23 protein-coding genes are annotated in these 25,782 nt (G+C 64.6%); 11 read left to right on the top strand and 12 right to left on the bottom strand.

All coding sequences use genetic code 11. The features are described 5' to 3' along the window. The first annotated feature begins 1 nt into the window (after position 1). A complete protein-coding gene (locus DC363_RS10080) occupies positions 2-244 on the top strand; it encodes a GlsB/YeaQ/YmgE family stress response membrane protein (protein WP_108641033.1) in 243 nt (80 codons plus the stop codon). A 71-nt stretch (positions 245-315) separates the two neighbouring features. Next, positions 316-705, top strand: a complete 390-nt coding sequence (locus DC363_RS10085) for a hypothetical protein (RefSeq protein ID WP_108641034.1) — start codon at positions 316-318, stop codon at positions 703-705. Here DC363_RS10085 and DC363_RS10090 read toward each other — a convergent pair. Both DC363_RS10090 and DC363_RS10095 read right to left on the bottom strand, forming a co-directional pair. Beyond that, entirely contained in the window at positions 702-1,799 is a 1,098-nt protein-coding gene (locus DC363_RS10090) for a Hint domain-containing protein (protein ID WP_108641035.1), read from the bottom strand. The two genes, DC363_RS10085 and DC363_RS10090, sit on opposite strands and share 4 nt — an antisense overlap. A gap of 5 nt (positions 1,800-1,804) precedes the next feature. Then, the gene (locus DC363_RS10095) at positions 1,805-3,394 is read right to left on the bottom strand and encodes a Hint domain-containing protein (RefSeq protein ID WP_108641036.1); all 1,590 of its coding nucleotides are present in this window, start codon (positions 3,392-3,394) and stop codon (positions 1,805-1,807) included. 296 nt (positions 3,395-3,690) lie between these two features. Here DC363_RS10095 and dapE point away from each other — a divergent pair, with 296 nt between their 5' ends. Beyond that, positions 3,691-4,833: a succinyl-diaminopimelate desuccinylase gene (gene dapE, locus DC363_RS10100; RefSeq protein WP_108641037.1), complete on the top strand. Its 1,143-nt coding sequence runs from the start codon at positions 3,691-3,693 to the stop codon at positions 4,831-4,833. 122 nt (positions 4,834-4,955) lie between these two features. After that, a complete protein-coding gene (gene rnr / locus DC363_RS10105) occupies positions 4,956-7,208 on the top strand; it encodes a ribonuclease R (RefSeq protein WP_108641266.1) in 2,253 nt (750 codons plus the stop codon). Between the two features lie 7 nt (positions 7,209-7,215). Here rnr and DC363_RS10110 read toward each other — a convergent pair whose 3' ends face one another. The 8 genes from DC363_RS10110 to DC363_RS10145 all read right to left on the bottom strand — a co-directional run bounded on the left by DC363_RS10110 (position 7,216) and on the right by DC363_RS10145 (position 14,811). Beyond that, positions 7,216-7,701, bottom strand: a complete 486-nt coding sequence (locus tag DC363_RS10110; RefSeq protein ID WP_108641267.1) for a hypothetical protein — start codon at positions 7,699-7,701, stop codon at positions 7,216-7,218. Positions 7,702-7,785: 84 nt separating this feature from the next. Further along, the gene (locus DC363_RS10115) at positions 7,786-8,280 is read right to left on the bottom strand and encodes an RNA pyrophosphohydrolase (RefSeq protein WP_108641038.1); all 495 of its coding nucleotides are present in this window, start codon (positions 8,278-8,280) and stop codon (positions 7,786-7,788) included. 20 nt (positions 8,281-8,300) lie between these two features. Further along, complete coding sequence (locus DC363_RS10120; RefSeq protein ID WP_108641268.1) at positions 8,301-9,644, bottom strand: S41 family peptidase; 1,344 nt, start codon at positions 9,642-9,644, stop codon at positions 8,301-8,303. Between the two features lie 50 nt (positions 9,645-9,694). Continuing rightward, entirely contained in the window at positions 9,695-10,822 is a 1,128-nt protein-coding gene (locus DC363_RS10125) for a murein hydrolase activator EnvC family protein (protein ID WP_158270866.1), read from the bottom strand. Then, positions 10,819-12,336, bottom strand: coding sequence for a 2,3-bisphosphoglycerate-independent phosphoglycerate mutase (gene gpmI / locus DC363_RS10130; RefSeq protein WP_108641039.1), 1,518 nt, complete (start codon positions 12,334-12,336; stop codon positions 10,819-10,821). The genes DC363_RS10125 and gpmI overlap by 4 nt, the downstream gene beginning before the upstream one ends. Positions 12,337-12,427: 91 nt before the next feature. Next, on the bottom strand, positions 12,428-12,898 hold the full coding sequence (gene rlmH, locus DC363_RS10135; RefSeq protein WP_108641040.1) for a 23S rRNA (pseudouridine(1915)-N(3))-methyltransferase RlmH: 471 nt from the start codon (positions 12,896-12,898) through the stop codon (positions 12,428-12,430). Positions 12,899-12,908: 10 nt separating this feature from the next. Then, positions 12,909-13,268 carry a ribosome silencing factor gene (gene rsfS / locus DC363_RS10140; RefSeq protein ID WP_108641041.1) on the bottom strand — a complete coding sequence of 120 codons (360 nt, stop codon included), beginning with the start codon at positions 13,266-13,268 and terminating at the stop codon, positions 12,909-12,911. A gap of 196 nt (positions 13,269-13,464) precedes the next feature. Further along, on the bottom strand, positions 13,465-14,811 hold the full coding sequence (locus DC363_RS10145) for a mechanosensitive ion channel family protein (protein WP_108641042.1): 1,347 nt from the start codon (positions 14,809-14,811) through the stop codon (positions 13,465-13,467). A gap of 318 nt (positions 14,812-15,129) precedes the next feature. On the opposite strand from DC363_RS10145, the gene leuC reads away from it, so the two are divergent. From leuC to DC363_RS10180, 6 genes are all read left to right on the top strand, one after another. Continuing rightward, positions 15,130-16,536: a 3-isopropylmalate dehydratase large subunit gene (leuC, locus tag DC363_RS10155; protein ID WP_108641043.1), complete on the top strand. Its 1,407-nt coding sequence runs from the start codon at positions 15,130-15,132 to the stop codon at positions 16,534-16,536. After that, complete coding sequence (gene leuD / locus DC363_RS10160; protein ID WP_108641044.1) at positions 16,536-17,141, top strand: 3-isopropylmalate dehydratase small subunit; 606 nt, start codon at positions 16,536-16,538, stop codon at positions 17,139-17,141. The genes leuC and leuD overlap by 1 nt, the downstream gene beginning before the upstream one ends. Positions 17,142-17,517: 376 nt before the next feature. Next, a complete protein-coding gene (locus tag DC363_RS10165; protein ID WP_108641045.1) occupies positions 17,518-18,306 on the top strand; it encodes a hypothetical protein in 789 nt (262 codons plus the stop codon). A gap of 20 nt (positions 18,307-18,326) precedes the next feature. After that, positions 18,327-19,391 (top strand): endonuclease/exonuclease/phosphatase family protein, encoded by a 1,065-nt coding sequence (locus DC363_RS10170; RefSeq protein ID WP_241962975.1) that lies wholly within the window; start codon positions 18,327-18,329, stop codon positions 19,389-19,391. A 74-nt stretch (positions 19,392-19,465) separates the two neighbouring features. Further along, on the top strand, positions 19,466-20,569 hold the full coding sequence (gene leuB, locus DC363_RS10175) for a 3-isopropylmalate dehydrogenase (RefSeq protein ID WP_108641047.1): 1,104 nt from the start codon (positions 19,466-19,468) through the stop codon (positions 20,567-20,569). Positions 20,570-20,672: 103 nt separating this feature from the next. After that, positions 20,673-21,641: a DMT family transporter gene (locus DC363_RS10180; protein ID WP_108641048.1), complete on the top strand. Its 969-nt coding sequence runs from the start codon at positions 20,673-20,675 to the stop codon at positions 21,639-21,641. Here the strand turns inward: DC363_RS10180 and DC363_RS10185 are convergent. Next, positions 21,634-22,857 carry an NAD(P)/FAD-dependent oxidoreductase gene (locus tag DC363_RS10185; RefSeq protein ID WP_108641049.1) on the bottom strand — a complete coding sequence of 408 codons (1,224 nt, stop codon included), beginning with the start codon at positions 22,855-22,857 and terminating at the stop codon, positions 21,634-21,636. The genes DC363_RS10180 and DC363_RS10185 overlap by 8 nt on opposite strands. 155 nt (positions 22,858-23,012) lie before the next feature. On the opposite strand from DC363_RS10185, the gene DC363_RS10190 reads away from it, so the two are divergent. After that, positions 23,013-24,026, top strand: coding sequence for a Fe(3+) ABC transporter substrate-binding protein (locus DC363_RS10190; protein WP_108641050.1), 1,014 nt, complete (start codon positions 23,013-23,015; stop codon positions 24,024-24,026). A 50-nt stretch (positions 24,027-24,076) separates the two neighbouring features. Here DC363_RS10190 and DC363_RS10195 read toward each other — a convergent pair whose 3' ends face one another. Continuing rightward, positions 24,077-25,741: an ABC transporter permease gene (locus tag DC363_RS10195; protein ID WP_108641051.1), complete on the bottom strand. Its 1,665-nt coding sequence runs from the start codon at positions 25,739-25,741 to the stop codon at positions 24,077-24,079. Positions 25,742-25,782 lie beyond the last annotated feature (41 nt).

The raw sequence follows: 25,782 nt of genomic DNA on the forward strand, positions 1-25,782 counted from the left end.
CATGGGACTGGGTATTATTGCGTCTATCATCGTGGGCGGGCTGGCAGGCTGGATCGCCAGCATGATCATGAAGGCCGACACGGGGATTTTTCTGAACATCATTCTGGGGATCGTGGGGGCCTTGCTGCTCAACCTCGTCCTGTCGTGGTTCGGTATCTACGCACAGCGCAGCTGGATTCCGCAGCTGATCGTCGGTGCCGCCGGCGCGATTGTGCTAATCTGGGGCTATCGCAAGCTGTCCTGACCGCGCGCAGGGGACTCGTAACAGGGGCCGGATTTGTTGACGGACCCCGCCGCGCAGGCTAGGTCGCCGGTATGTCAGAGAAAGCATCAAAGCCCGCCAAGGCGAAACCCGCCAAAAAACCCTCTCGCCAGCAGGTGTTTACCTTGCTGGTTGAAGTTGGCCGGAAAGAGGGTGACGGCCTGCCCAAGGACAGCACCGGCGCGGCGCTGATGATCTATGCCTCGGGCGTGGATGAGGCCGAGGCCGTACGCGAGACTGTGGCAATCCTGAAGCAGGCGGACGTCGCACCGCTTGACGTCTCGGGCTACGGCACGCTGGATGAGCGTCTGGCCGAAGGGCACGACATCCCCGATGAGGAACGCGAACTGATGCAACGGGCGCTGGACGAAAACAGCGTCATCGTGGCCCAGATGACTCCGTTTTACGACAAGATTGACGACGGCGCGGGGGATCAACCCTAGCCGATGGCCACGCCGGTCAGCGTGTGCGCTTCAAACCCTTGCAGCACCGGTGCCGCAAGGCCGATGTCGCGCGGGCAACGATCCGCTGGCATGTCTGCCAGCACCGACGTCGCCAATAGGTCGGGGGACAGCACCGCCGAGGCGTCGAAACTTTCCACCTTTGCGCCGTTCACGGTGATGATCTCATGGCTGGCCAGCAGGATCTGGTGATAGGTGACCACCGCGGGGGCTGGTCGGACCGGCATGACACATTTGCGCAGGTCGAAGTGGCGGATCGCCGTGCTGACCCGCTCTTCCCCGAACAGGTATTCCACATCCGATCCCGACAAGCAGACCCGCTGATCGCCCGCTGCGACCAGATCGTCTCGAAGCGACAGATAGGGTTGCCGCAGGGTGAGGGGGGCGAACCGTCCCAGCGCGGGAACCTGCGCGCAGCCCGCCCAGAGCACGGGCATCGGCGGACCGCGATGGACCGACACCAGATCCCCCGCAACGATGTCGCGCAGCGGGCGCGGACCGCCCGGTGTCTCGACCGCCGCATCGCCGGACAGCCCGGGAAGCGGGCCGATGGGGCAGGGTGTGTCGGCCAAGGCGGCAAACGTCACGCCGCTGTCCATGGCGCAGGCGTCGGCGCGGGCCATCATCCGCGCCGCATCCCGCAGCGAAAGGGGGAAGGGGTCGGCCACCCCGGTTTGCCACAACAGGCCGAAATCCGGCAGATAGGCGCTGAGCCGCCCGGTGCGCGCTGGGGCATCCCAGACATAGGTGATATGGACCGTTTGCTCTGTGCGGCCGAGCGTCGTTTGCAGCGCCACGGACAGGTGCCGGTTGCCCTGCCGCATCATCAGCCGCAGGGTGCCGTCGGGTTCGAGACACAACGTCAGCCCCGCAGGCCAGGGGTCGCGCACCACATAGCGCAACAGGTTGCGGGGGTGATCCGCAGGTCCGGTGACGACTTCGAGTAGCAGACTGCCGCGGGGCAAAAGGTCTGCCCCCACCGGGGCGGTGCTGTGTCCGGCGTCAAGCCCGGCGGGATTGAACACGCAGCGCTCCGGCGTGCGTGTCGCGATCCAGGTCGGTGTCGTCCGCGCCATTGCGATCAGGCCACGCGCGGGCGCAGGGTTTCCGCCTCGAACCGTTTGAGCAGCGGGCGCGCGGCCGGGCCGTAGCCCGCCCCGGTCAGCAGGTCGAGTTCAGGGAAAATTGCCGTGATCTCGGCGATGATCTCGGCCTCGAACGACCGGGTCGTCTGGGGGCCGGGCAGGAAGCTCTCGGTTGCCAGCCCTTCGGCATAGATCACCTGATGGCGGTCGAACAGGAGGTGCACATATTCCACTTCGCCGCCATCGATGCTGCGGATGCTGTGATCGTTCACAAGGTCGCGCGCGGCGATCAGCACTTCGGAATCGCCGAACAGAAGTTCCGCCCGGGCGTCCTCGACAAGGATGCGGTGCAGGGGCGAGACGCGCAGTTCCCCATGTTCACCCAAGGCGTTAGCCTTGATGCAGACCGGGGCCATCTTGCCCACCGCGGGCACGCTGCGCCGCCCGATCCACCGCACGGGGCGGGGCCCCTCATCGCGGGTCAGGACCATATCGCCGGGCACCAGCGCCTCAACCGGCCGTGGCCCCTGGGGCGTGCCGATCAGGGTTCCGGCCACGAAACAGGGAATTGTCTCGACCGTGACGAAGCCCACGTCGGTCTCGATGGTGGCACCGGCCGCGTTGGTCGATGCGATCTGGTAGGTGAAACTTGACGTCTCGAAGTCGCTGTCGGTCGTGATGTCGAAGGTGCCGTCGGCGTTGAGCTTCACCGTCTGGCCGGTGGTCAGCGTCACGGTCTGCCCCGCGGTCACCGCGATCCCGTTGATATGGGTGATCGTCAGCGTGCCGTTGGTGTTGTTGATGTCATTGCCCAGAACGTCCACCGTCTTGGTGACGCTGTCCTGCATGGTCACGTGGTCCTGTTCGGCGACCAGCTCGGTCTGGACCGAGTTCGCGGCGATCAGAAGGTTGGAATCATAGTTGCTGTCGGACACATCGGCGATGCCGATCCGGATCGAGTTCACCTCGCCCACGTTGACCGGAATGGTCAGGGTCATGGTGATCGTGAACCCGTCCATCTCGGTGTTGTATTGGTCGTAGGCGTTGTCCTGATACAGGTTTATGTTGTTGGTATCGTTGATCGAATTGATCGTCGTGCCGTTCTCGGTCACGGCAAGGGGCACCAGATTGCCGTTGATCCAGACCCCCACGGCGTCGTTGTAGATCGAATTGGTGTATTCGGGGTATTCTTCCGAGCTGAACACGAACTGCATGGTCATCGTGTCGTTCGTGGGGATGAAATCCACGTCGATATAGGAGGCATCGTAGGTATTGGTGCCGGCCAGCTCGTTAAACCCGGCTTCGTTGTTCTCGCCGCCGGAGTTGACCGAGGTGTTGGAGCGGAAGTTGGATTGCCTCCAGTTGTTGTTGGTGAACAGCGTGGCGCTGCCGGTGGACAGGATGACGCCGGTGTCGGCGGGCGTCACGTTGCCCGCAACTGCATCGCCGTTCGAGTAGATCGCCGAAGAATAGCTCGACCCCGAATAGGACGCGCCGGTCACGGTCACGCCGTTGCCGAAAATGGTATTGGCCATCTGCATGGCCGTCGCATTGGTGTCGTAGGTCAGCTCTCTGCCTGCAACCATGGTCCCTCATCCTTCCCAAGATGAGACGAGCCAGACGGATGGGCCCCGCGCCGCGCGTGGGGTCCGGTATATATTGGCCGACGTTGCGGCCTTTGAACCGCGTTGGGTCCGCTTGATGTCTGCCCTGCCTCGGGTCTGTCTTATTGGGGTATCTATAGGACGAGCGCCGCCAAATCCGGTCGCGTTTTGCGCGGCTGACCTGCACGTAAGCCACGGAGTGTGTCGCATCTGACACATGCGGCAGGGTTTGCAACTTCCTGCGTGCATCGGCTACCCCTGTGAAAACAGGAGAGCCCATGACCGTCGATGCCACCGCCCTGACCGCCGATCTGATCCGTTGCCCCAGCGTCACCCCGACCGAGGGCGGCGCACTGCAATTGCTGGACGCGCTGCTGTCCGACGCCGGGTTCGAGACCGTGCGCGTCGACCGCAACGGCACGCCCAACCTGTTCGCCCGCTGGGGCGCACGCGGGGCCGCTCGCAGCTTCGGGTTCAACGGGCATACGGATGTAGTCCCGGTGGGGGACGCGGATGCCTGGACAGTTGACCCCTTCGGGGCCGAGCTGCGCGACGGGGTGCTGTATGGCCGCGGTGCGACCGACATGAAATCCGGGGTCGCGGCCTTCGTGGCGGCGGCCATCGACTTCGTGCGCGAGACACCGCCGGACGGGGCCATCATCCTGACCATCACCGGGGATGAGGAAGGGCCGGGCAAGGACGGCACGCTTGCGCTGCTCGACTGGATGCAAGAGCAGAGTGAGCGGATGAGCCACTGCATCGTGGGAGAGCCCACCTGCCCCGAGACCATGGGCGAGATGATCAAGGTGGGGCGGCGCGGCTCTCTCACCGCGCACTTCACGGTGACCGGCAAACAGGGGCATTCGGCTTATCCGCACCGTGCCAACAACCCGCTGCCCGCCATGGCGCGGCTGATGGACCGGCTGGCCAGCCACAAAATGGACGACGGCTCGGAGCATTTCGACCCGTCGACGTTGGCCGTGGTCACCATCGACACGGGCAACCCCGCGACCAATGTGATCCCGGCGGTGAGCCGCGCCAGCGCCAATGTGCGGTTCAACGATCTGCACAGCGGCGCGTCGGTCATCGCGTGGATGCAGGACGAGGTCGATGCCGTGGCGGCGGCCTTCGGTGTGGGGATCGATATGGATGTGCGTGTCTCGGGCGAGAGCTTCCTGACCCCGCCGGGGGAGCTGTCCGAGCTTGTGAGCGGCGCCGTGGCCTCGGTAACGGGGGTAACGCCAGTGCTGTCCACGACGGGCGGCACCTCGGACGCGCGGTTTGTGAAGGATCACTGTCCGGTGGTGGAGTTCGGACTGGTCGGCAAGACCATGCATCAGGTTGATGAATGCGTGCCGGTGGAACAGATCGAACAGCTCAAGGCGGTCTATGGCCGGGTGCTGCGCGACTATTTCGGGTGATTGGCGCTTGATGCAATGGGGGAGGGGGCGCTGCCCCCGTCGCTGCGCGACTCCCCCGAGGTATTTTTGCACCAGAGAAGAATAGGCCTGCCCTTGCGGCTGTGGCGTGCTACCTCATGCCCATGACACGTATACCTTCAAAGACCGAAATCCTTGACTGGATTGCCGAGAATCCCACCAAAGCCGCCAAACGCGATATCGCCAAGGCCTTCGGCATCAAGGGCGCCGCCCGGATCGACCTGAAACGGCTGCTGCGCGAGCTGGAGGACGAGGGCAAGCTGGCCAAGCGCAAATCGTCCTACCGTGATGCGAACGCGCTGCCGCCGGTGGCGGTGTTGCAGATCACCGGCACGGATGGCGACGGCGATCTGTTTGCGCGCCCGCTGGAATGGGCCGGTGAGGGTGAGGCGCCGCGCATCCTGATGCAGATGAAAGACGGGGAGCCCGCACTGGGCGACGGCGACCGCGTGCTGGGGCGTTTGACTGAGGTGGCGGGCGAGGATCACGCCTATCGCGCGCGGCTGATCCGCCGCATCGGAACCAATCCGCTGCGCATTCTGGGGGTGTTCCGGGCTGGCTCGGAAGGGGGGCGTATTCTGCCCGTGGACAAGGGTTCGCAGAAGGAGTGGACGGTCGCCGCCGATGCCACGGACGGCGCGAAGGATGGCGAATTGGTGGAGGCCGAACAGGCCGGCCCCAAGGGGCGCATGGGTCTGCCGAAGGCCCGCGTCGTGGCGCGGCTGGGCGATCCGTCGCAGCCGCGCGCGGTCTCGCTCATCGCGATCCACCAGCACGACATTCCTGACCATTTCCCCGATGAGGTGATCGCCGAGGCCGACCGTGCTAAGCCCGCCGGACTGCAAGGGCGTGAGGATCTGCGCCATCTGCCGCTGGTCACCATCGACCCGTCGGATGCGCGCGACCACGACGACGCTTGCTGCGTGATCCCCCGCGCGGACGGCGGGTTCGCCCTGTGGGTCGCGATTGCCGATGTGGCGCACTACGTCACGCCGGGGTCGGCGCTGGACCGTGAGGCCCGCAAGCGCGGCAATTCCACCTATTTCCCCGACCGCGTTGTGCCGATGTTGCCCGACCGGCTGTCGGGGGACCTGTGTTCGCTGCACGAAGGGGTGCCCCGCGCCTGTATCGCGGTGGAGATGCAGGTGGATGAATTCGGTGTGAAAACCTCGCAACGGTTCGTGCGCGGGCTGATGACCTCGCCTGCGTCGCTGAACTACGAAGAGGTGCAGGCCGCCATGGATGGCGACGTGAACGAGAAGGTGGCCCCGCTGCTCGATGACGTAATCCGCCCGCTCTACGCCTGTTACGAGGCGTTGACCCGCGCGCGTGCCAAGCGCCAGCCGCTGGAACTGGACCTGCCCGAGCGGAACATCGTGCTCAACGACGAGGGTGAGGTGGTCGACGTGGCGTTCAAGGAGCGTCTGGACGCGCACCGGCTGATCGAGGAGTTCATGGTGCTTGCCAATGTGGCCGCGGCGGAAACGCTGGTCGCCAAGAAGTCGCCGCTGCTGTTCCGCGTCCATGAAGAGCCCACGCGCGAGAAAATGGATGCCCTGCGCGAGACCGCGGAGGCGGCAGGGCTGGTGCTGGCCAAGGGTCAGGTGTTGCAGACCGCGCACCTCAACCGGTTGTTGGCGCAGGCCGAGAACACCGACCATGCGGAGCTGATCAATATCGCCACCCTGCGGTCGATGACGCAGGCTTACTACAACCCCGAGAACTTCGGGCACTTCGGGTTGGCGCTGAAGGCCTATGCGCATTTCACCTCTCCCATCCGGCGCTATTCGGACCTGATCGTGCATCGCGCACTGATCTCGGCCCATGGCTGGGGGGATGACGGGTTGACGCCCGAGATCGAAGAAAGGCTGCCCGCCATTGCCGAGGCGATTTCGGACACCGAGCGGCGCTCCATGCTGGCCGAGCGGGACACCACCGACCGGTATCTCGCGGCCTATCTCAGCGACCATGTGGGCACGGTCATGTCCGGCCGGATCAGCGGCCTCGCCAAGTTCGGCGTCTTCGTGAAGCTGGATGAGACGGGGGCCGACGGAATGATCCCGATCCGCAACCTCGGGGCCGAGTATTTCCGCTATGACGCGGATGAGCAGACCCTCACCGGCAGCGACAGCGGGCTGGTGATCGGCCTTGGGGTGCCAGTGACGGTGAAGCTGGTCGAGGCTGCGCCGGTGACCGGCGGGCTGATCGTCGATCTGGTCGAGATCGACGGCGAGGCGCCCCCGCGTGGCAAAGGGCCGAAGGGCAAGGGGCGCGGCGGCTCCCCCCGTCGCAAAGCTGCGAAGGGCCGTAAGAAGGCCGCAAAGACCGCCCGAAAGGTCAAGCGCACACGCTCCTGATTTGGTGCTAGCGCAGCGGCATCTCTTCGCAGGTGTCGCCGCGCATGCAGGCTTCGACGCGCGCGACGTCCTCGGGTGACGGGCGCACGAAGGTCTTCTCGAAGCAGGGGCCGACGGAGAGGGAATAGCCGTTGTCGACCATTTCCACAAAGGCGAGGGTTTCATCGCCTGTTTCGGGCAGGGCACCGCACCACGCGGCGAGGCAGTCGAACTCAAGATCGACGGTCAGGGCCGGTGCGGAGGTGAAACCGTCAGCCCCCAGATATTCGCCGGTGAACTGTGCTTCGGTCCGCCGGATGTCGGGCCGGTTGATGTCCGTGCTGGTCTGGGGTGGCATGTCGAAGCTGAAGCTGCCCAGCAGGACGACGTAGCGTTCTTCCGCATCCGAGGCTTGCTGGAAGGCACGCGCCACGTCAGACGGCAGACAGGACAGCGCACTGGCCTGTCCGGCGGTAAGGGTGGCGCAAAGGGCGGCAAGGATCAGGTGTTTCATGATCGAAGCATTCCCGTTCCGCGTCATCGGCGCAAGGGTGCTTCGGCACTGCCCTGCGTTTGGGCGGATCGCTGCGGACGCGCCCTAAAGCCGGTCGCGGAAGGCGTCGAGCACCTTGGCGTAAACGTCGCGCTTGAACGGCACAATATGCGCAAGCAGATCCTCGGGCGCCATCCATTTCCAGCGCGAGAATTCCTGATCCGGCTGTTCGATGTCGATCTGGGCATCTTCACCCTTGAACCGCAGCAGAACCCACTTCTGTTCCTGCCCGCGATAACGCCCCTTCCATATATTCGGCACGATCCGGTGCGGCAGATCATAGGGGAGCCAGTCACCGGTTTCGGCTTCGATCTCGACCAGATCGGACGTGATTCCCGTTTCCTCGGCCAGTTCGCGCAGGGCGGCGGTGCGCAGGTCTTCGCCTGCGTCGATGCCGCCCTGTGGCATTTGCCATGCATCCGTGTCGCGGTCCACGCGCTGGCCCACGAAGACCTTGCCCTCCGCGTTAACCACCATCACACCCACGCAGCGCCGGTAGGGCAGCTTTGCGATGTCCTCAGCCGTCAGGGTCTTTGCCATGTCTCGCCCGATCCGGATGTTTATTTGTCGACGTTCGGACCGAGGGCCGACAGGCCCTTGAGGATATCGATGGCATAGGCCAGTTGATAATCCTCCTCGCGCAGCTTGGCCGCCTCTTCCGCGCGCAGGCGGTCGGCTTCGATCTGCTCAATCTCGTCGTCGGACAGGCTGTCGTTGTCCAACGCGCCGCGCAGGTTGGCCTCGGAGCGCAGGAAGGCGGGGTTGGTCTCTTCTTCCTCGGTCTCCTCGTTCGGGTCCCGCCGGGGCTGTTCGACAATGATATCGGGCGAGATGCCAAGCGCCTGAATCGAGCGGCCCGACGGGGTGTAATAGCGGGCGGTGGTCAAGCGCATGGCGCTTTCGCCGCGCAATGGCATGACCGTTTGCACCGATCCCTTGCCGAAGGACTTCGTGCCGATGACGATGGCGCGGCGGTGGTCCTGAAGCGCACCGGCGACGATCTCAGAGGCCGAGGCCGAGCCGTTGTTGATCAGCACCACGATGGGCAGCCCCTCGGCCAGATCCCCTTCGCGGGCGTTCCAGCGCTGCCCCTGCGACGGGCTGCGGCCGCGGGTCGAGGTGATCTCGCCGGCGTCAAGGAAAGCATCGGACACGGCAACCGCCTGATTCAGCAGCCCGCCGGGGTTGTTGCGCAGGTCGATGACGAAACCGTTGACGTTTTCGATCCCGCCCGCCGCTTCGACCTGTTCGGCCAGTTGCTCTTCCAGGCTGGGGTAGGTCTGGTCGCTGAAGGTCACGATCCGCAGCACCACGGTCTCTCCTTCGACGCGGCTGCGCACGGCGGTCAGCGTGATCGTGTCGCGGATCAAGGATACGTCAAACGGCTCGACCCCCTCGCGCACCACGGTGATCACGATCTCAGAGCCCACCGGCCCGCGCATCATGTCGACCGCCTTGTCCAGCGTCAGACCCAGCAGGTTCTCGCCGTCCACGGCGGTGATAAAATCGCCCGCTTCGATGCCCGCCTCGGCGGCAGGGGTGCCATCGATGGGTGAGACGACCTTCACAAACCCTTCTTCCTGCGTGACCTCGATCCCGAGGCCGCCAAACTCGCCCCGGGTGGATTCGCGCATGTCGGCGGCATCATCGGGGGACAGGTAGCTTGAGTGCGGATCGAGCGAGGTGAGCATTCCGTCGATCGCCGCCTCGATCAGCGCAGCCTCATCAACCTCTTCCACGTATTGCGCGCGAATTCGCTCAAAGATGTCGCCAAACAGGTCAAGCTGTTCGTAAACGCTGGCGTTGTTCTGTGCTTCCTGGGCGATCAGCGGGCCCGCGACCTGCGTGGTGGCAATCGCCCCCATCAAAATCCCGCCCGTCGCGGCCATTGCAAATTTCTTCATCCAAGTCTTTCCCATCATCACGTTCGGCCAAATCGGCCAGCGGTCTTTCATCACGGGCGGGCGCGTTCGAATGCGAACCACTCTGCCGGGTCGACGACACTCTGCATGTCTCTGACCTCGAGATAAAGCGTTTCGGTGCGCTGACCGGCGGATCCCTGCGCGCTTTCGGTCAAAATATCTTGAGCCTGCGTCACCGCGCCCCCCATCAGCCCGACCGGCGTGCCCTCGGGCAGGATCTGCCCGGCCTCGCCAAAGGCCTCGGCCAGTCCGGCGATGACCCAAAGCGTGCCGGCGGCAGGTTCAAGAATGACCACGGTGCCATAATCCAGCAGCGGCCCCGCATAGCGCACCGTCGCCGCAACCGGCGTGGTGACAAGCGCACGGGGGCGGGTCGAGATCAGGATGCCGGGGCGGGCGATACCGGCGGAATCCGGTTCGTTGAAACGGCGGATCACCTGACCATCCACGGGCAAGGGAAGACCGCCGCGGATCGCATCCGCTTCGGGGCCGCCGCTGACTTGCGTTTCCGTCAACCCGCTGGCGAAGGCGGTGAGCGTTTCGGAGCTGGCCAGCAGCACGGCGGTCTGCACCGGATCGTCGGCGAAGCGCCGGGGCAGGTCGGTGCGGTCGGCGATGGCAGCGCTCAGGGCGGCACGCGCAGCCTGCGCCCCGGCCAGCCCCTCTTCCAGCACCGACAGCGCGTCGTTCTGCAAACCCTGCAGCACCGCCACCTCGTCCAGCTGGTCGCGCAGGGCGGTCACCTTGTCCTGTAGCGCAGGCGTCACATCGGCCAGCATCATGCCCGAGCGCGCGGTGCCTGTGGGGCCGGAGGGGTGCAGCAACAGGATCGGCGTCGGGGCGCGGCCCATGGTCTGCAACACGCCCAGCAGGCGCGCAACCTCGTCCGAGCGGGCATTGAGATCGCCTTCCAGCGTGCGCTGCCGGATCGCCGCGCGGCGCAACCCGTCGCGCAATGCGGCCAGCCCGTCTTCATAGGCCTGCACCGTCTGGGTCAGCGCGGCCACCCGGTCGGACCGTGCGGTGGCCGCTTCAAGCGCGGTCTGCGCCTCTTGCAGGCGCGCGGCGGCCATCTGCGCCGCCTCGGCCGGGGTCGGGGCGGGCGTCTGGGCCGCCAGCGGGCTCGCCAGCAGCGCACCTATCAGGGCAAGCACCCTCACGACAGCAGGGAGGTCCCGGTCATTTCGGGCGGAAGCTCAAGCCTCATGAGCGTCAGCAGTGTCGGGGCCAGATCGGCCAACCGCCCGTCCCGCAATGTCGCCCCCGACGGACCGCCGACCAGCGCCACTGGCACCGGATTGGTCGTATGCGCCGTGTGCGGGCCGCCGGTGTCGGGGTCGATCATCGTTTCGCAATTGCCGTGATCGGCGGTGACGATCATCGCGCCGCCCGCCGCCTCCAGCGCCTCCAGCACCGCGCCCAAGCCTGCGTCCACAGCCTCACAAGCCTTGATCGCAGCCTGCAAATCGCCCGTGTGGCCGACCATATCGGGGTTGGCGTAGTTGCAGACGATCAGGTCATACCCGTCGCGGATCGCGCCGACGAAAGCCTCGGTCACCTCGGCCGCCGACATCTCGGGCTGCAGATCATAGGTCGCCACCTTGGGCGAGGGCGCCATGTAGCGATCTTCGCCCACTTCGGGTGTCTCGACCCCGCCGTTGAGGAAGAACGTCACATGGGGGTACTTCTCGGTCTCGGCCACGCGGAATTGCCGCAACCCGTGCTGCGAGACCCAGGCGCCCAGCGTGTTGGGAATATCCTCTTTCGGGAATACCGTTTCGAGCCACAACTCATGGGCGTCGGAATATTTGACCATGCCGATGGCGGCAGCAAGGTGTGGGGCGTCGCCCCGTGCGAAGCCGTCGAAGGCGGGATCGCGCAGGGCCTGGGTGATCTCGCGTGCGCGGTCGGACCGGAAGTTGAGGCAGAAGAACCCGTCGCCGTCTGCCATGCCGCCAAAATCGCCCAGCACGGTCGGGGTCACGAATTCGTCGCTCTCGTCGCGGGCATAGGCCGCTTCAAGCGCCGCTTCGGCCGGGCCGTCGTGCTGCACCCCCTCACCGCGCGCCATCGCGTCATAGGCTTTCTGGACGCGGTCCCAGCGATTGTCCCGGTCCATGGCAAAATAGCGCCCGGACAGGGTCGCGATCCGGCTGCCTTCGGGCATCGCTGCATCAAGCTGGCGCAGATAGGGCTGCGCATCTCGGGGGGCGACGTCGCGCCCGTCGGTGATCGCGTGGAGCGCCACGGGAACGCCGGCGGCGGTGATTTCCTTCACCGCGGCGAGCGTGTGGCTGAACATGCCGTGCACGCCCCCCTCGGACACGAGGCCCATCAGATGCGCGGTGCCGCCGGTCTGCTTCAGAGTCGCGATAAAGCTGTCCAGCACCGGCTGGCGGGCGAGTTTCTTGTCCGCCACCACGCCATCAATCCGCCCCAACGTCATCGCCACCACACGGCCCGCGCCGATGTTGGTGTGCCCCACTTCGGAGTTGCCCATCTGCCCCTCTGGCAGACCGACATCAGGACCATGAGTCACAAGCTGCGCCGTCGGGCCGGACATAATCCGGTCAAAATTCGGGACATGGGCCAAAGCGGGGGCGTTGCCCTCGGTCTCGGCGCGCTTGCCCCAACCATCCAGAATACAAAGGACAACAGGTTTGGGTGTCGACATGTTAGCCTCTCTTGCTTGCTCGCCCGCGTTCTAGCCCACCGCAAGGGCCACGGAAACCGTTCCCCCTTCATCTGACCAAATAAACTCAATCCTAAGCGCGGTGATAGGGCGCGCCGGCCAGAATGCTGGCGGCGCGGTAAAGCTGTTCGGCCAGCATCACCCGCACCAGCATGTGGGGCCAGACCATCTTGCCGAAGCTCAGGGCGGCGTCGCACCGTGCGCGCAGCGTGGGGTCGATGCCGTCGGCGCCGCCGATCACGAAAGCCAGATCGCGGCGCCCGTCGTCGCGAAACCGCGTCAGATCGGCGGCGAACTCCGGCGAGGTTTTCAGCTTGCCCCGTTCGTCCAGCGCAATGACCGCAGCGCCCGCGGGCAGGGCATTTTCAAGCAGCGCCGCCTCGGCTGCCATACCTCCGCCCTTGCGATCCTCAACCTCGCGCACGTCGACCGGACCCAGGCCAAGGGCCCGTCCGGTGCGGTCGAAACGTGTCAGATAGTCGTCGATCAGGTCGCGTTCGGGGCCCGCCCGCAAGCGGCCCACGACGCAGAGTGTGACTTTCATAAAGCCGCCCTCAGTCGGCCTTCGCCGCCTCGTCCGGGCTCAGCCACATCTTTTCAAGCTGATAGAACTCCCGCACTTCGGGGCGGAAGACATGAACGATTACGTCGCCGGTGTCGATCAACACCCAGTCGCCGGCCGCTTTGCCTTCGACTTTGGACAGGATGCCGAAGTCGCGCTTCAATCGTTCGGTCAGCTTTTCAGCAATGGACGACACCTGCCGAGAGGAACGGCCCGAGGCGATGACCATGTGGTCACCCATCTCGGAGCGGCCGCGCAGGTCGATCTGCACAACGTCTTCGGCCTTGTCGTCGTCAAGAGATTTCAGGACTGCCGCCAGCGTGCTGTCGGCGTTCGGGGTCTGCACGCTCATCCGAGAGCGTCCGTCACTGGCGGAATGGCCAGGTGATGTAGAAAGAGACAGTTCATTGTCCTCCTTAAAGAGCGCCATCCTAACCCTGGCGCTGGGTTCTGCGCCAACTTAACAACGCAAGGGGGCCATTTCAACGCTCGCAAAGGTTAGCGGCGTTTTGGCGCTGCCTCTGTGTCTTGCCGTCCCGGTGCGAGGCCTAATCCAGCGCCCTGGTGTCCAGTTGCGACCCTTCGAGCATCTTGACCTCGCGCTGGGGGAAGGGGATCGAGATGCCGTGCTCGGCGAAGGCATCCCACAGCGCCAGATAGACATTGCCGCGAATGTTGGTCAGCCCGCCTGTGGGGTCGCGAATCCAGAACCGCAGTATATAGTCCACGCTGCTGTCACCGAAGCCGACGATGTGACAGACCGGCGGACGGAACGACAGCACGCGATCGACGGATTTCGCCGCCTCGATCGCCAGCTTGCGCACCTCGTGCGGGTTGTCGCCGTAGGCGGTGCCGAAATAGATGTCGAGCCGCACGAAATCGTTGGAATGGGACCAGTTCACAACCTGCGTCGTGATCAGATCCTCGTTCGGGATCAGATACTCGCGCCCGTCCCGCGTGGTGATGCTGACATAGCGCGCGCCCAGCGAATTGATCCAGCCGAAGGTCTCGCCCACGGTGATCACGTCGCCCGGCTTGATGGATTTGTCGAGCAGGATGATGATCCCCGAGACAAGGTTCGACACCACCTTCTGCAAGCCGAAGCCAAGGCCCACGCCGATGGCCCCCGAGAGCACTGCAAGCCCGGTGAGGTCGAAGCCCACCGCGCGCAAGCCGATGAAGAAGGCCGCGCCGTAAAGCAGCACCTGGATGAACTTGACGACCAGCACCCGCATCGACGGGCTGATATCCTCGTTCGACTGGATGCGGGTGGCGGTCTGTTTGGTGATGAACCGCGCGGCGATGAAGAACAGCGACAGGATGAACGCACCCTGCAACAGCAGCCAGAGCGACAAGCGCACCGAGCCCATCTCGAAGGCCACCGCGTCCAGCACCTCGACCGCCTCTTCGGTGAGCCCGACAATCCGCAAGGTGACCCAGGCCCAGGCACCGTAGCGCACGATAGAACGCACGAAGGGGTTGCCGATCAGCCGCGTCGCGAAGGTCACGATCAGCCAGGCCAGGGCCAGATTGGCGACGATGCCGATGAGATAGGAGCGCGACCCCCAGGTGACCTCGCGCATGGTGGCAAGAACGATCCAGAGCAGCGCCACGAAGAAGATCATCCGCAGCCGTTTGTGCACCACCAGCAGCCAGCGCAGCCGCCATTTCGGCCAGCCTTCGCGGGCCCGCATCCATTCGTGCAGACGCGGCTGCAAGAGTTTGCTGGCAACATGGGCCAGCAGCCAGACCGCGACGATGATCCCGACCTGATAGGCGTTCCACGGGCGCAACAGGCTTTCGAAGAACGCGGCGACCTCTCCCAGAACGCCCTGTCCGATGGCGGCAATATCCGCCGCCTGATCCACAAGGTCTGGTAGTTCGTCCGGTTCCATACACGCCCTCTGGTCGCCCGCGTGGTCTCAGCATGCGCCGAGCGGGCAGTTGGGGCAAGGATCATGGCGCTCTGGCCGCGGCCGAGGCAGGCCGATCGCCCTTGCGAGACTCGACCAAGGGGTATATTGCCGCCCTATGACACAAGTGTTCGACATGGATGATCGCGCGCGCCTGCCGTGGCGCTTCTATGGTGCCACGCGCACCATTCTCGCTCACCTATGACCTGCTGCGCGCCTGTCGCGCCTCCGGGGTGATCCCGGTCCGACGGTCGCCCACTCCGCAATTCAAGTTCCATTTCACCACATCGGGAGAGGACCATGTCCCCCAAAACGCTCTATGACAAAATCTGGGATGCCCACGTCGCGCATGAGGCCGACGATGGCACCTGTCTGCTTTATATCGACCGGCATCTGGTCCACGAAGTGACCTCGCCGCAGGCCTTCGAAGGCCTGCGCATGGCGGGCCGCACGGTGCGCGCACCGGACAAGACAATCGGCGTGCCGGACCACAACGTGCCCACCACGCTGGACCGCGCCAACGCCGAGACGATGACCGAGGACAGCCGCATTCAGGTCGAAGCGCTCGACAAGAACGCCAAGGATTTCGGCATCCACTATTACCCCGTTTCCGACGTCCGTCAGGGCATCGTGCATATCGTGGGCCCCGAACAGGGCTGGACCCTGCCGGGCATGACCGTCGTCTGCGGCGACAGCCACACGGCCACCCACGGCGCCTTTGGTGCGCTGGCCCACGGCATCGGCACATCGGAAGTGGAGCACGTGCTGGCCACCCAGACGCTGATCCAGAAGAAATCCAAGAACATGAAGGTCGAGATCACCGGCCACCTGAAACCGGGTGTGACGGCGAAAGACATTACCATGTCGGTGATCGGGGAAACCGGCACCGCCGGCGGCACCGGCTACGTGATTGAATACTGCGGCACCGCCATTCAGGATCTGAGCATGGAAGGCCGCATGACGGTCTGCAACATGGCCATTGAGGGCGGCGCGCGGGCCGGGCTGATCGCGCCGGACGAGAAGACCTTCGCCTATTGCAAGGGCCGACCCCATGCGCCCAAGGGCGAAGACTGGGACAAGGCGGTGGAATACTGGAAGACGCTTTACTCCGACGATGACGCCCATTGGGACAAGGTCGTAACGATCCGCGGCGATGACATCGCACCCTCGGTCACTTGGGGCACCTCGCCCGAGGACGTTCTGCCCATCGACGCCGTTGTGCCTGACCCTGCGTCGTTCGCGGGCGGCAAGGTCGACGCGGCGAAACGCGCGCTGGACTACATGGGGCTGACGGCGGGCCAGAAGCTCACCGATATCGAGATCGACACGGTCTTCATCGGGTCCTGCACCAACGGCCGGATCGAGGATCTGCGCGCCGCGGCCGAGATCTTGAAGGGCAAGAAGGTCAAGGACGGGATGCGCGCCATGGTCGTGCCCGGCTCGGGTCTTGTGCGTGCTCAGGCCGAAGAAGAGGGCCTTGCCGACATCTTCAAGGAGGCGGGCTTTGAGTGGCGCATGGCGGGCTGCTCCATGTGTCTCGCCATGAACCCGGACCAGTTGTCCGAAGGCGAACGCTGCGCCTCGACCTCGAACCGGAACTTCGAAGGGCGGCAGGGCTACAAGGGCCGCACGCACCTCGTGTCTCCGGGCATGGCGGCGGCGGCGGCGATCACAGGCAAACTCACTGACGTGCGGGAGATGATGTAATGGAAAAGTTCGACAAACTGTCCGGGATCGCGGCGCCAATGCCCTTGGTGAACATCGACACCGACATGATCATCCCCAAGGTGTTCCTGAAGACGATCAAACGTTCGGGCCTTGGCGTGAACCTGTTTGATGAGATGCGCTATGACCGGCAGGGCAACGAAATACCCGAGTTCGTGCTGAACCAGCCCGCCTATCGTGAGGCTTCGATCCTTGTGGCGGGGGACAACTTCGGCTGTGGCTCCTCGCGCGAGCATGCGCCTTGGGCCATTGCGGATTTCGGCATCCGCTGCGTGATCTCGACCAGCTTCGCGGACATTTTCTACAACAACTGCTTCAAGAACGGCATCCTGCCCATCGTCCTGCCCGAGGCAGAGCGCGATGCGCTCATGGAGGACGCCGAGAAGGGGGCCAACGCGCGGATCGAAGTGGACCTCGAGGCGCAGACCGTGACCTCCTCCGATGGCGAGGTGTACCACTTCGAGATCGACAGCTTCAAAAAGCACTGTCTGATGAACGGGTTGGACGACATCGGCCTGACACTCGAGAAGGCAGCGGCGATCGACACGTTCGAGGAAAAGCACGCGACTGAGCGGCCCTGGGTCTGAATCACCCGGCGGGACGCCGCGTCAGGCGTCCCGCATTTGCCGCAGGTGCTAACGCGGCGTAAACGGGCCCTTGTGGCAGCCCGCCCCCAATCCCCCACATCTAGGTCTCACCGGTCGAATGCGACGGAATGGTTGCAATCTCGCACCAGTGTCGCCGCAAATCCGCCCCGATCTTTTTGCATTTTCCGTCAGATACTTGCAGCACCAACCGAATGTGGGCAACATTATGGCGAAGATGAGGCAGCCTGCCGCAAACGCGCAGGATCAAACCGGGACAAGGACGCGACATCGTATCGCGACCGCCCGAGATGAGGATGGAACGGCAGTGATTTCACGGCTTGCAGGGGCTGTCTTACGGGCAGTCTTGGTCATATTGATGATCGCGACCCCGTCGCTCATCCTGTCGGGAACGACGACCGATACCGCGCAGATCGTGACCCTGATCTGCATCGTCTCGGCGGTCTTCGTTTTCATTGAATACAACGCCGGTTGTGCCAGCCTGATTGAATTTCGTGATGCGCCGCCGTTCAACCGGGTGCGGTTCTTCGGCCTTGCAACCACGGTGCTGGCGCTGACCGTGATCGCCAAGGGCTACACCGACCCGACCAACCTGACCCGTCTATTCGAGGTGGTCGGCAGCAGTCTGGCCGAGGCGATGGACTTCCCCTATTCCCCCGTGCGCCTTGTGGTGCTGATGCTTCCGCCCGAAGCCGGGTCGGACCTGGTCGAGCGGGTGCGCACGGCGGCGGGCTTCAGCTATCTGGTGTCGCTGCTGTCGCTGGCCTTCTTCGTGCTGGTGCTGCGGCTGAACAACTGGCCCAACCAGAAAGGCGGCTTCAACGTTTGGACCAACCTGCCCACGTTCAACCCCACCGCCGGCGTCGACGTGGTCGAGCGGTTGGAGCGGGACGGGCAGTTGAACATCGTTCTGGGCTTCCTTCTGCCGTTCCTGATTCCGGCGTTTGTCAAACTCGCTTCGGACCTGTTTAATCCGATCCAGTTGCAAGATGCGCATACCCTGATTTGGATGATGACAGCATGGGCCTTCATTCCCGCCAGCCTGATCATGCGCGGCGTCGCCATGTTGCGCGTCGCGCAGATGATCGCGATCCAGCGCGAGCAGGCCTATCTGAGCGCGCAGGACGACGAGGCGCTGCCCGCCTGATCTTGCGCGTCGCAGCTTTGGTGTTGCTCCTGCCCCCTGCGGCGCGGGCCGAAACGACCATCCGCATCGCCACCTATGCCGCCCCGCTCAGCCGCGACGGGCCGGGCCTTTTGCTGCGCGACATCCTCTCTGGCGAAGATCCGCAGATCACCGCCATTCTCGGCGTGATCGATCACGTGGCGCCGGACGTGCTGGTGCTCACCGATATCGACTATGACGCGGGCGGCGCGGCGCTGGCGGCGCTCTCGGACCGTTTGCAGCACCCTTATCCCTACCGCTTCACCGCCGCGCCCAATGCTGGACGGCAGACCGGCCTTGACGTGGATGGCAACGGCCGCACCGGAGAGGCCCGCGATGCGCTGGGCTATGGGCGGTTCTTCGGCGATGGCGGCATGGCGGTTCTGTCGCGGTATCCGATCGACGCCACCAAGGTGCGCGACCTGACGCCGACGCTATGGCGCGATGTGCCCGGCGCGGTGTTGCCGACGTTGGACGGCGCGCCGTTCCCGTCGCAGCAGGTGCTTGACGTTTTGCCCGTGTCCTCGGCCTCTCATTGGATTGTCCCGGTGGAGATTGGCGGCGTAACGCTGTCCCTGCTGGCGTTCTCCGCGACCTCGCCGGTGTTCGACGGGCCCGAGGATTTCAACGGGCTGCGCAACCGGGACGAATTGCGCCTGTGGGAGGCGGTGCTTGACGGGGCGATGGGGCCGGTGCCCGAGAGGCCCATCCTGATCGGCAACGCCAATGTTGAACCCTTCGACGGCGACGGGCTGCGTGACGGGATCGCGGAGGTGCTGGCCCGGCCGGATCTGCAGGACCCTGCGCCGCGCAGCGAAGGCGGAGAGCAGGCTGCGAACCCCGACCACCATGGCGATCCGGCGCTGGATACGGCGGACTGGTCCGACGATGGGCCGGGCAATCTGCGCGTGTCCTATGTGCTGCCCGCCCGCGCCCTGACCGTGGTGGATGCAGGCGTGTTCTGGCCCGCACCGGACGATCCCGCCGCCGGGCTTCTGGGCGACGACCAGCGTGCCGCCGGGCCGCACCATCTGGTCTGGGTGGATCTGCGGCAGCCCGCCCCGTGATTTCTTGACCACGGGTCAGCAAGCGGCTAGGCGAAAGCCGATACATTTGACCCTGACAGATCGAGGACCAGCCCATGTCGAACCCATCCCTTTTGATCCTGCCCGGAGACGGCATTGGCCAGGAAGTCATGGCCGAAGTGCGCCGCGTGATCGACTGGTTCGGCGCAAAGCGGGATCTGGCGTTCGACGTGTCCGAAGACCTTGTCGGCGGTGCGGCCTATGACGCGCATGGCACCCCGCTGCACGACGACACGATGGCGAAAGCCCAAGAGGTGGACGCGGTGTTGCTGGGCGCGGTCGGCGGTCCGAAATACGATGACCTCGACTTCAGCGTGAAGCCCGAACGGGGCCTGCTGCGCCTGCGCAAAGAGATGGACCTGTTCGCCAACCTGCGCCCCGCCCAGTGTTTTGACGCGCTCGCGGATTTCTCCAGCCTCAAGAAAGACATCGTCGCCGGCCTCGACATCATGATCGTGCGTGAGCTGACCTCGGGCGTCTATTTCGGTGAGCCGCGCGGCATCCACACCGAGGACAACATGCGCGTGGGCGTGAACACCCAGCGCTACACCGAGGCCGAGATCGAACGCGGCGCGCGGGCGGCTTTTGATCTGGCGATGAAGCGCGACAAGAAGCTGTGTTCCATGGAGAAGGCCAACGTCATGGAAAGCGGCATCCTGTGGCGCGACGTGGTGACCGAGGTGTCGAAGGACTACCCCGAGGTTGAGCTGAGCCACATGTATGCCGACAACGGCGCGATGCAGCTTGTCCGCGCGCCCAAGCAGTTCGACGTGATCTATACCGACAACCTTTTTGGCGACATCCTGTCCGACTGTGCCGCGATGCTCACCGGGTCGCTGGGCATGCTGCCCTCGGCCTCGCTCGGGGCGCCCATGGCGAATGGCCGGCCCAAAGCGATGTATGAACCGGTTCATGGGTCCGCGCCAGACATTGCGGGGCAGGGCAAGGCGAACCCGATTGCCTGCATCCTCTCGTTCGCGATGGCGTTGCGCTATTCCTTCGACGAAGGCGCCGATGCGACGCGCCTAGAAACCGCAATCGAGAAGGTCTTGGCGGACGGTGTGCGCACCGGCGATCTGCTGGGGGATGCGGATACCACGCCGGTCAGCACCTCGGGCATGACCGACGCGATCCTTGCGGCGCTTGACGCCAGCCTCTAGTTTGACACTAGTAAAGCCGCACCCCTTGGGCGCGGCTTTTTTTCGGCCCGGGGTGTTAGCGATAACAAGACGTTAAGAAACGATAAAACGGAGGGTCAGGATCATGTCGGCAAACGCAAAGGGCGCGCTGTTTGCGCTGCTGGCCTTCGGCATCTTCGCCACCCATGACGTCTTCGTAAAAACACTCGGGGCGGAATATTCGCCGATCCAGATCGTGTTCTTCTCGGTCCTGTTCAGCTTTCCGCTGGCGGCGGTGACGCTCATGCGGGACGCCAAGCCCGGCACCTTGTTGCCGCGCCACCCCTACTGGCTGGGGCTGCGGACCATCGCCTCGGTCACGGTGGCGATCTCGGCCTTTTACGCCTTCTCGGTCCTGCCCCTTGCGCAGGTTTATGCCATCCTTTTCGCGTCACCTTTGCTGATCACGATCCTTGCGATTCCGGTGCTGGGCGAAAAGGTGCGGCTGCGGCGCTGGCTGGCGGTTCTGATCGGGCTGTCGGGGGTGCTGATCGTCCTGCGGCCGGGCTCGGAAGAGCTGACGCTGGGCCATCTGGCGGCGCTGGCCTCGGCCGTGGGCGGGGCGATTGCGTCGGTCATCGTGCGCCGCATCGGCGCGGATGAGCGGCCCGTGGTCATGCTGCTCTATCCGATGATGGCGAACTTCTTCATCATGGGGGCGGCGCTGGCCTTCGTCTACAAGCCGATGCCCATCGAACATCTGGGGCTGATCGCGCTGGTGGCGGCCTTCGCCTTCACCGCCGGGCGGCTCAACATCTCTGCCTATCAGCACGGGGAAGCCGCGATCATCGCGCCGATGCAATACAGCCAGATCGTCTGGGCCACGGTCTATGGCGCGCTGTTCTTCAATGAGACGATCGACCAGCCGACGCTGATCGGCGCGGCGGTGATCATCGCTTCGGGGCTTTATATCGTCCTGCGGGAAAGCCGCGCGGGCAGTTCGGCGAACACGCCGGTGCTGCGCACGCGGTCCCGGCATGAAACCGGCACCTATTTGCGGGCCGGTCCCCTGCTGCGGCTGATCGGGCGGCACCCGGACGACAGGGTCAAATGATCGCGGCCTCGGCAAAGGCGCGGCCCTGCCGGATGCGATCGAAGCCGAAGGGCGACAGATCCAGCGTCCGGTAGGCGCCATAGACCAGCATCTCGGCCGCGCCACGGCCCATCGCGGGGGATTGCTGCAACCCGTGGCCAGAGAACCCGTTGAGGAAATGGAAGTTCTCGACCACGTCATGGGGGCCGACAATCGCGTTCTGGTCCAGCGTGTTGAAGTCATAGTGCCCGGTCCATTCCGTCACCACGCGGATCGCCTCGAACTGGGGAATGCGGGTGGCGATGGCGGGCCAGATCTTGTCCTGCCAAAGGCTGTGATCCATGGCGAAATCGTCCGGCGCGACGGCCGGGTCGTCGTCGGTATGCCCCCCCGCGAGGTAGGTTTGCGGGCCATCCTGCCGCACGTGAACGCCGGACGGGTCGATGGTCAGCGGAAGCTCGCGGTCCAGCGGCGTCTCGGCCGAGAAGATCCAGGTGAAGCGTTTGCGCGGCTCGACGGGGATATCGATCCCCGCCATGCGCGCGGTGGCCGCGCCGCGCGGACCGGTCGCGTTGACCACCTGCCCGCAGGCGATCACCTCACCGCTAGCCAACGTAACGCTTTCGACCCGCGTGCCGGCGGCGTTCAGGGACATGCCTGTCACCTCACCGGCAAGGTATTCGACGCCGCGTTCCCGCGCCGACCGCCGCCACCATTCAAAGACCGTGCCGCCGTCCCAGTATCCTTCGTCGATCAGATTAATGCTGCCCAGAAGGATGTCATCCACGTTGTAGAAGGGATAGGCGGCCTTGATCTCTTCGGGCGTCATCAACTGCGTCGCCGCCCCCGCCTGTTGCTGCACCGCGTGCGAGGCGCGCAATTGATTCGCAAAGGCGGGCGTGTCGGCAAGATACATGTATCCGTAACTCTGGATCGAAAGCTCGGGCACGCGTGGATCGCCGCCCATGAAGCCACGGAAATTCTTGATGAACTCGGCCCCGAAGCGGGAAATCTGCACGTTCAGCGGGTTCGAGAACTGCTGCCGGATGCAGGAATTGGTGTGGGCCGTGGCGCAATCCGCATAGCTGGGGTCACGCTCGATCACCATAATCGAGCCGTCGAAATCGGGATTGTCGGTCAGGAACCAAGCGACCGCCGAGCCATAGATCGCGCCGCCGATGATGACGATGTCATAGGCGTTCCGTGTCGGTGTGGTGGTAAATTGCGTCGTTGCCATGATCGGACCCTCCTTTGGGCCAGAGGGCGCGAAAAGGGCGGGGTGGTCAAGCTTTGTGAGTGGGGTTTCAATAACTGATAAAATTAGTCAGACTTGCTTGACGGCGAAAAGCGCGGCAGGTAGTCGAGTGAAATAGTCGGAATTAAGGAGACCCCATGACGACACGCACCCTGACCATTACCGCGCTGCTGCTGAGCACCGCCGCCCCCGCCTTCGCCGAAGGCGAGCTGAACCTCTACTCCGCACGCCACTACGACACCGATGAGCGGCTCTACTCGGACTTCGAAGAGCAGACCGGCATCACCATCAACCGCATCGAAGGCAAGGCAGACGAGCTGGCCGCGCGCATGGAAGCCGAAGGCCGCAACTCGCCCGCCGACGTGCTGATCACGGTCGACACGTCGCGTCTGGAGCGGGCCAAGAACATGGGCATTCTGCAGTCCGTGGACAGCGACGTTCTGGAAGAGCGTATCCCCGCAAACCTGCAGGACAGCGACAACCAGTGGTTCGGATTCTCGCAGCGCGCGCGGATCATCTTCTACGACAAGGCCGACGTGACGAACCCGCCCGCGACCTACCTTGACCTTGCCGATCCGGCCTACAAGGGGCAGGTCTGCATCCGCTCGTCCAGCAACACCTACAACCAGACGCTTCTGGCCTCGATCATCGAGAACCACGGTGAAGAGGCGGCGCGTGACTGGGCGCAGGGCGTGGTCGACAACATGGCCCGTGATCCACAGGGCGGCGACACCGACCAGCTGCGCGGCATCGTCTCGGGTGAGTGCGACATTGCGGTGTCGAACTCCTATTACTTTGCTCGTGGCCTGCGCACCAACGTGGACGGCCTGTCCGACAGCATCGACATGATCGGCCTGCAGTGGCCCAGCCAGGACGCCGAGGGCGCGCATATGAACCTCTCGGGGGCCGGCGTTGCCGCCCATGCGCCGAACCGTGAGAACGCCGTGCTGTTCCTCGAATACCTCGCCTCGGATCAGGCGCAGCAGTATTTCTCCGCCGGCAATGACGAGTTTCCCGCCGTCGAAGGTGTGGAGTTGAGCGAAGAGGTCGCGTCTTTGGGTGAGTTCAAGGCTGATGACGTGGACCTGAGCGCCGTTGCCAAGCAGCTTCCGCTGGCGCTGACCATCTTCAACGACGTCGGTTGGGAATAAACTCCCGGCATCCGGCAACAGGGGCGCAGCTTCGGCTGCGCCCTTTTTCGTCAGTTGCGCGCCACCTGCCGGCACAGCAGAATCACCGGCAAAAGCCCGATCGCGCCGATCAGAAGGCTGGGCACCGCCGCCCCGTTCAACCGCTCGTCCGAGGCCAGACGATAGGCCTGCACTGCCAGCGTGTCGAAGTTGAACGGCCGCATGATCAGCGTCGCGGGCAGTTCCTTCATCACGTCGACGAACACGATCAACGCGGCGGTCAAAAGGCTGGGCGTCAGCAGCGGCACGTGGATGCGCCGGATCGTCCCGAGCGAGGATTGGCCAAGCACGCGGCTGGCGGCGTCGATGTTGCGGCTCACCGAGGCGATGCCCCCCTCATAGGCACCCAAAGCAGCGGCCAGAAACCGGATCATATAGGCCCCGACCAGCAGCCAGATGGAGCCGGTGAACAGCAACCCGGTCGAGATGCCGAAGGTGTCGCGCATCAGCGCGTCCAGCCCGTTGTCGAAGGCGGCGAAGGGCACCATGAGGCCCACGGCGATCACCCCGCCGGGCACCGCATAGCCGATCCGCGCCACATATTGCGCCGTGCCCGCCGCCCGCGTACCGCGCAGCCGCGCGAAGCTCCCCAGCAGGATGGCCACACCCACCGTAACCCCCGCCGCCACCGAAGCCAGCGTCAGCGAATTGCTGATGAACTTGACGTAGCGCGGGCTGAGCAGGTTCTGCTCGGACCCCACGGCCATCACCGACAGCGCCACCACCGGCGCGATCACGCCCAGCACCACGGGGATTCCGCACAGGATCATCGCGCCGTAGCGCGCCGCGCCCTGCAACGGAATGCGGGCGATCACCTCTTGCCGTTTGCCGTTCGAGAAACGCGCCCGCCCGCGGTTGGACCGCTCCAGCATGGCCAGCAGCAGCGCGAAGGTCAGCAAGCCAAGGGACAGTTGCGCCGCCGCGCCGCGGTCGGCCATGGAAAACCAGCTGTTGTAGATGCCCGTCGCGAAGGTCTGCACCCCGAAATAGGACACCGTGCCGAAGTCGGCGATCGTCTCCATCATCGCCAGCAGGACGCCCGCCGCGATGGCCGGACGGGCCAACGGAAGCGACACGGTCAGGAAGGCATAAAGCGGCGATTTCCCCAGCGAGCGTGCGGCCAGGAACGTGGTGGCGCTTTGCCCCAGAAACGCAGCCCGGGCAAGCAGATAGACGTAAGGATAGAGCACCAACGTCAGCATCATCGCCGCCCCGCCCAAGGACCGGATTTCGGGGAACCAGTAGTCGCGCGGCCCCCAGCCGGTCACATCGCGCAGCAGGGTCTGCACGACGCCGGGATGGTCCAGCACATGGGTATAGGCATAGGCCAGCACATAGGCGGGAAAGGCCAGCGGCACGACCAGCGCGATCTCAAGCACACGCCGCCCGGGGAAGTCGGTCATCGTCACCAGCCAAGCGGCACCGGTGCCGATCAGGAAGGTGAAAAAGCCGACAATGACCACCAGCGCCAAGGTGTTGACGGAATAGGTGCCAAGGACCGATCCGGCGAGGTGGCGCAGCGTTTCGGTGTCACTGGTCAGCGCAGCGATCAGCACAGATACGTGCGGCAACAGGCAGAAGGCAGCGATGGCAAAGGCCAGCGCGGCCAACGCCTTGTCCGCAAGAAACCATGACGTTTTCGGTGGGGGCGGGACGGTGTCCGGAGCGTCTGTCATGGACCGCTGCTAGCCTATCCGTGCGCGATGGTCCATATCGC

It is taken from the genome of Thalassorhabdomicrobium marinisediminis (genome assembly GCF_003072065.1).
In the GTDB taxonomy this organism is placed as follows: domain Bacteria; phylum Pseudomonadota; class Alphaproteobacteria; order Rhodobacterales; family Rhodobacteraceae; genus Octadecabacter; species Octadecabacter marinisediminis.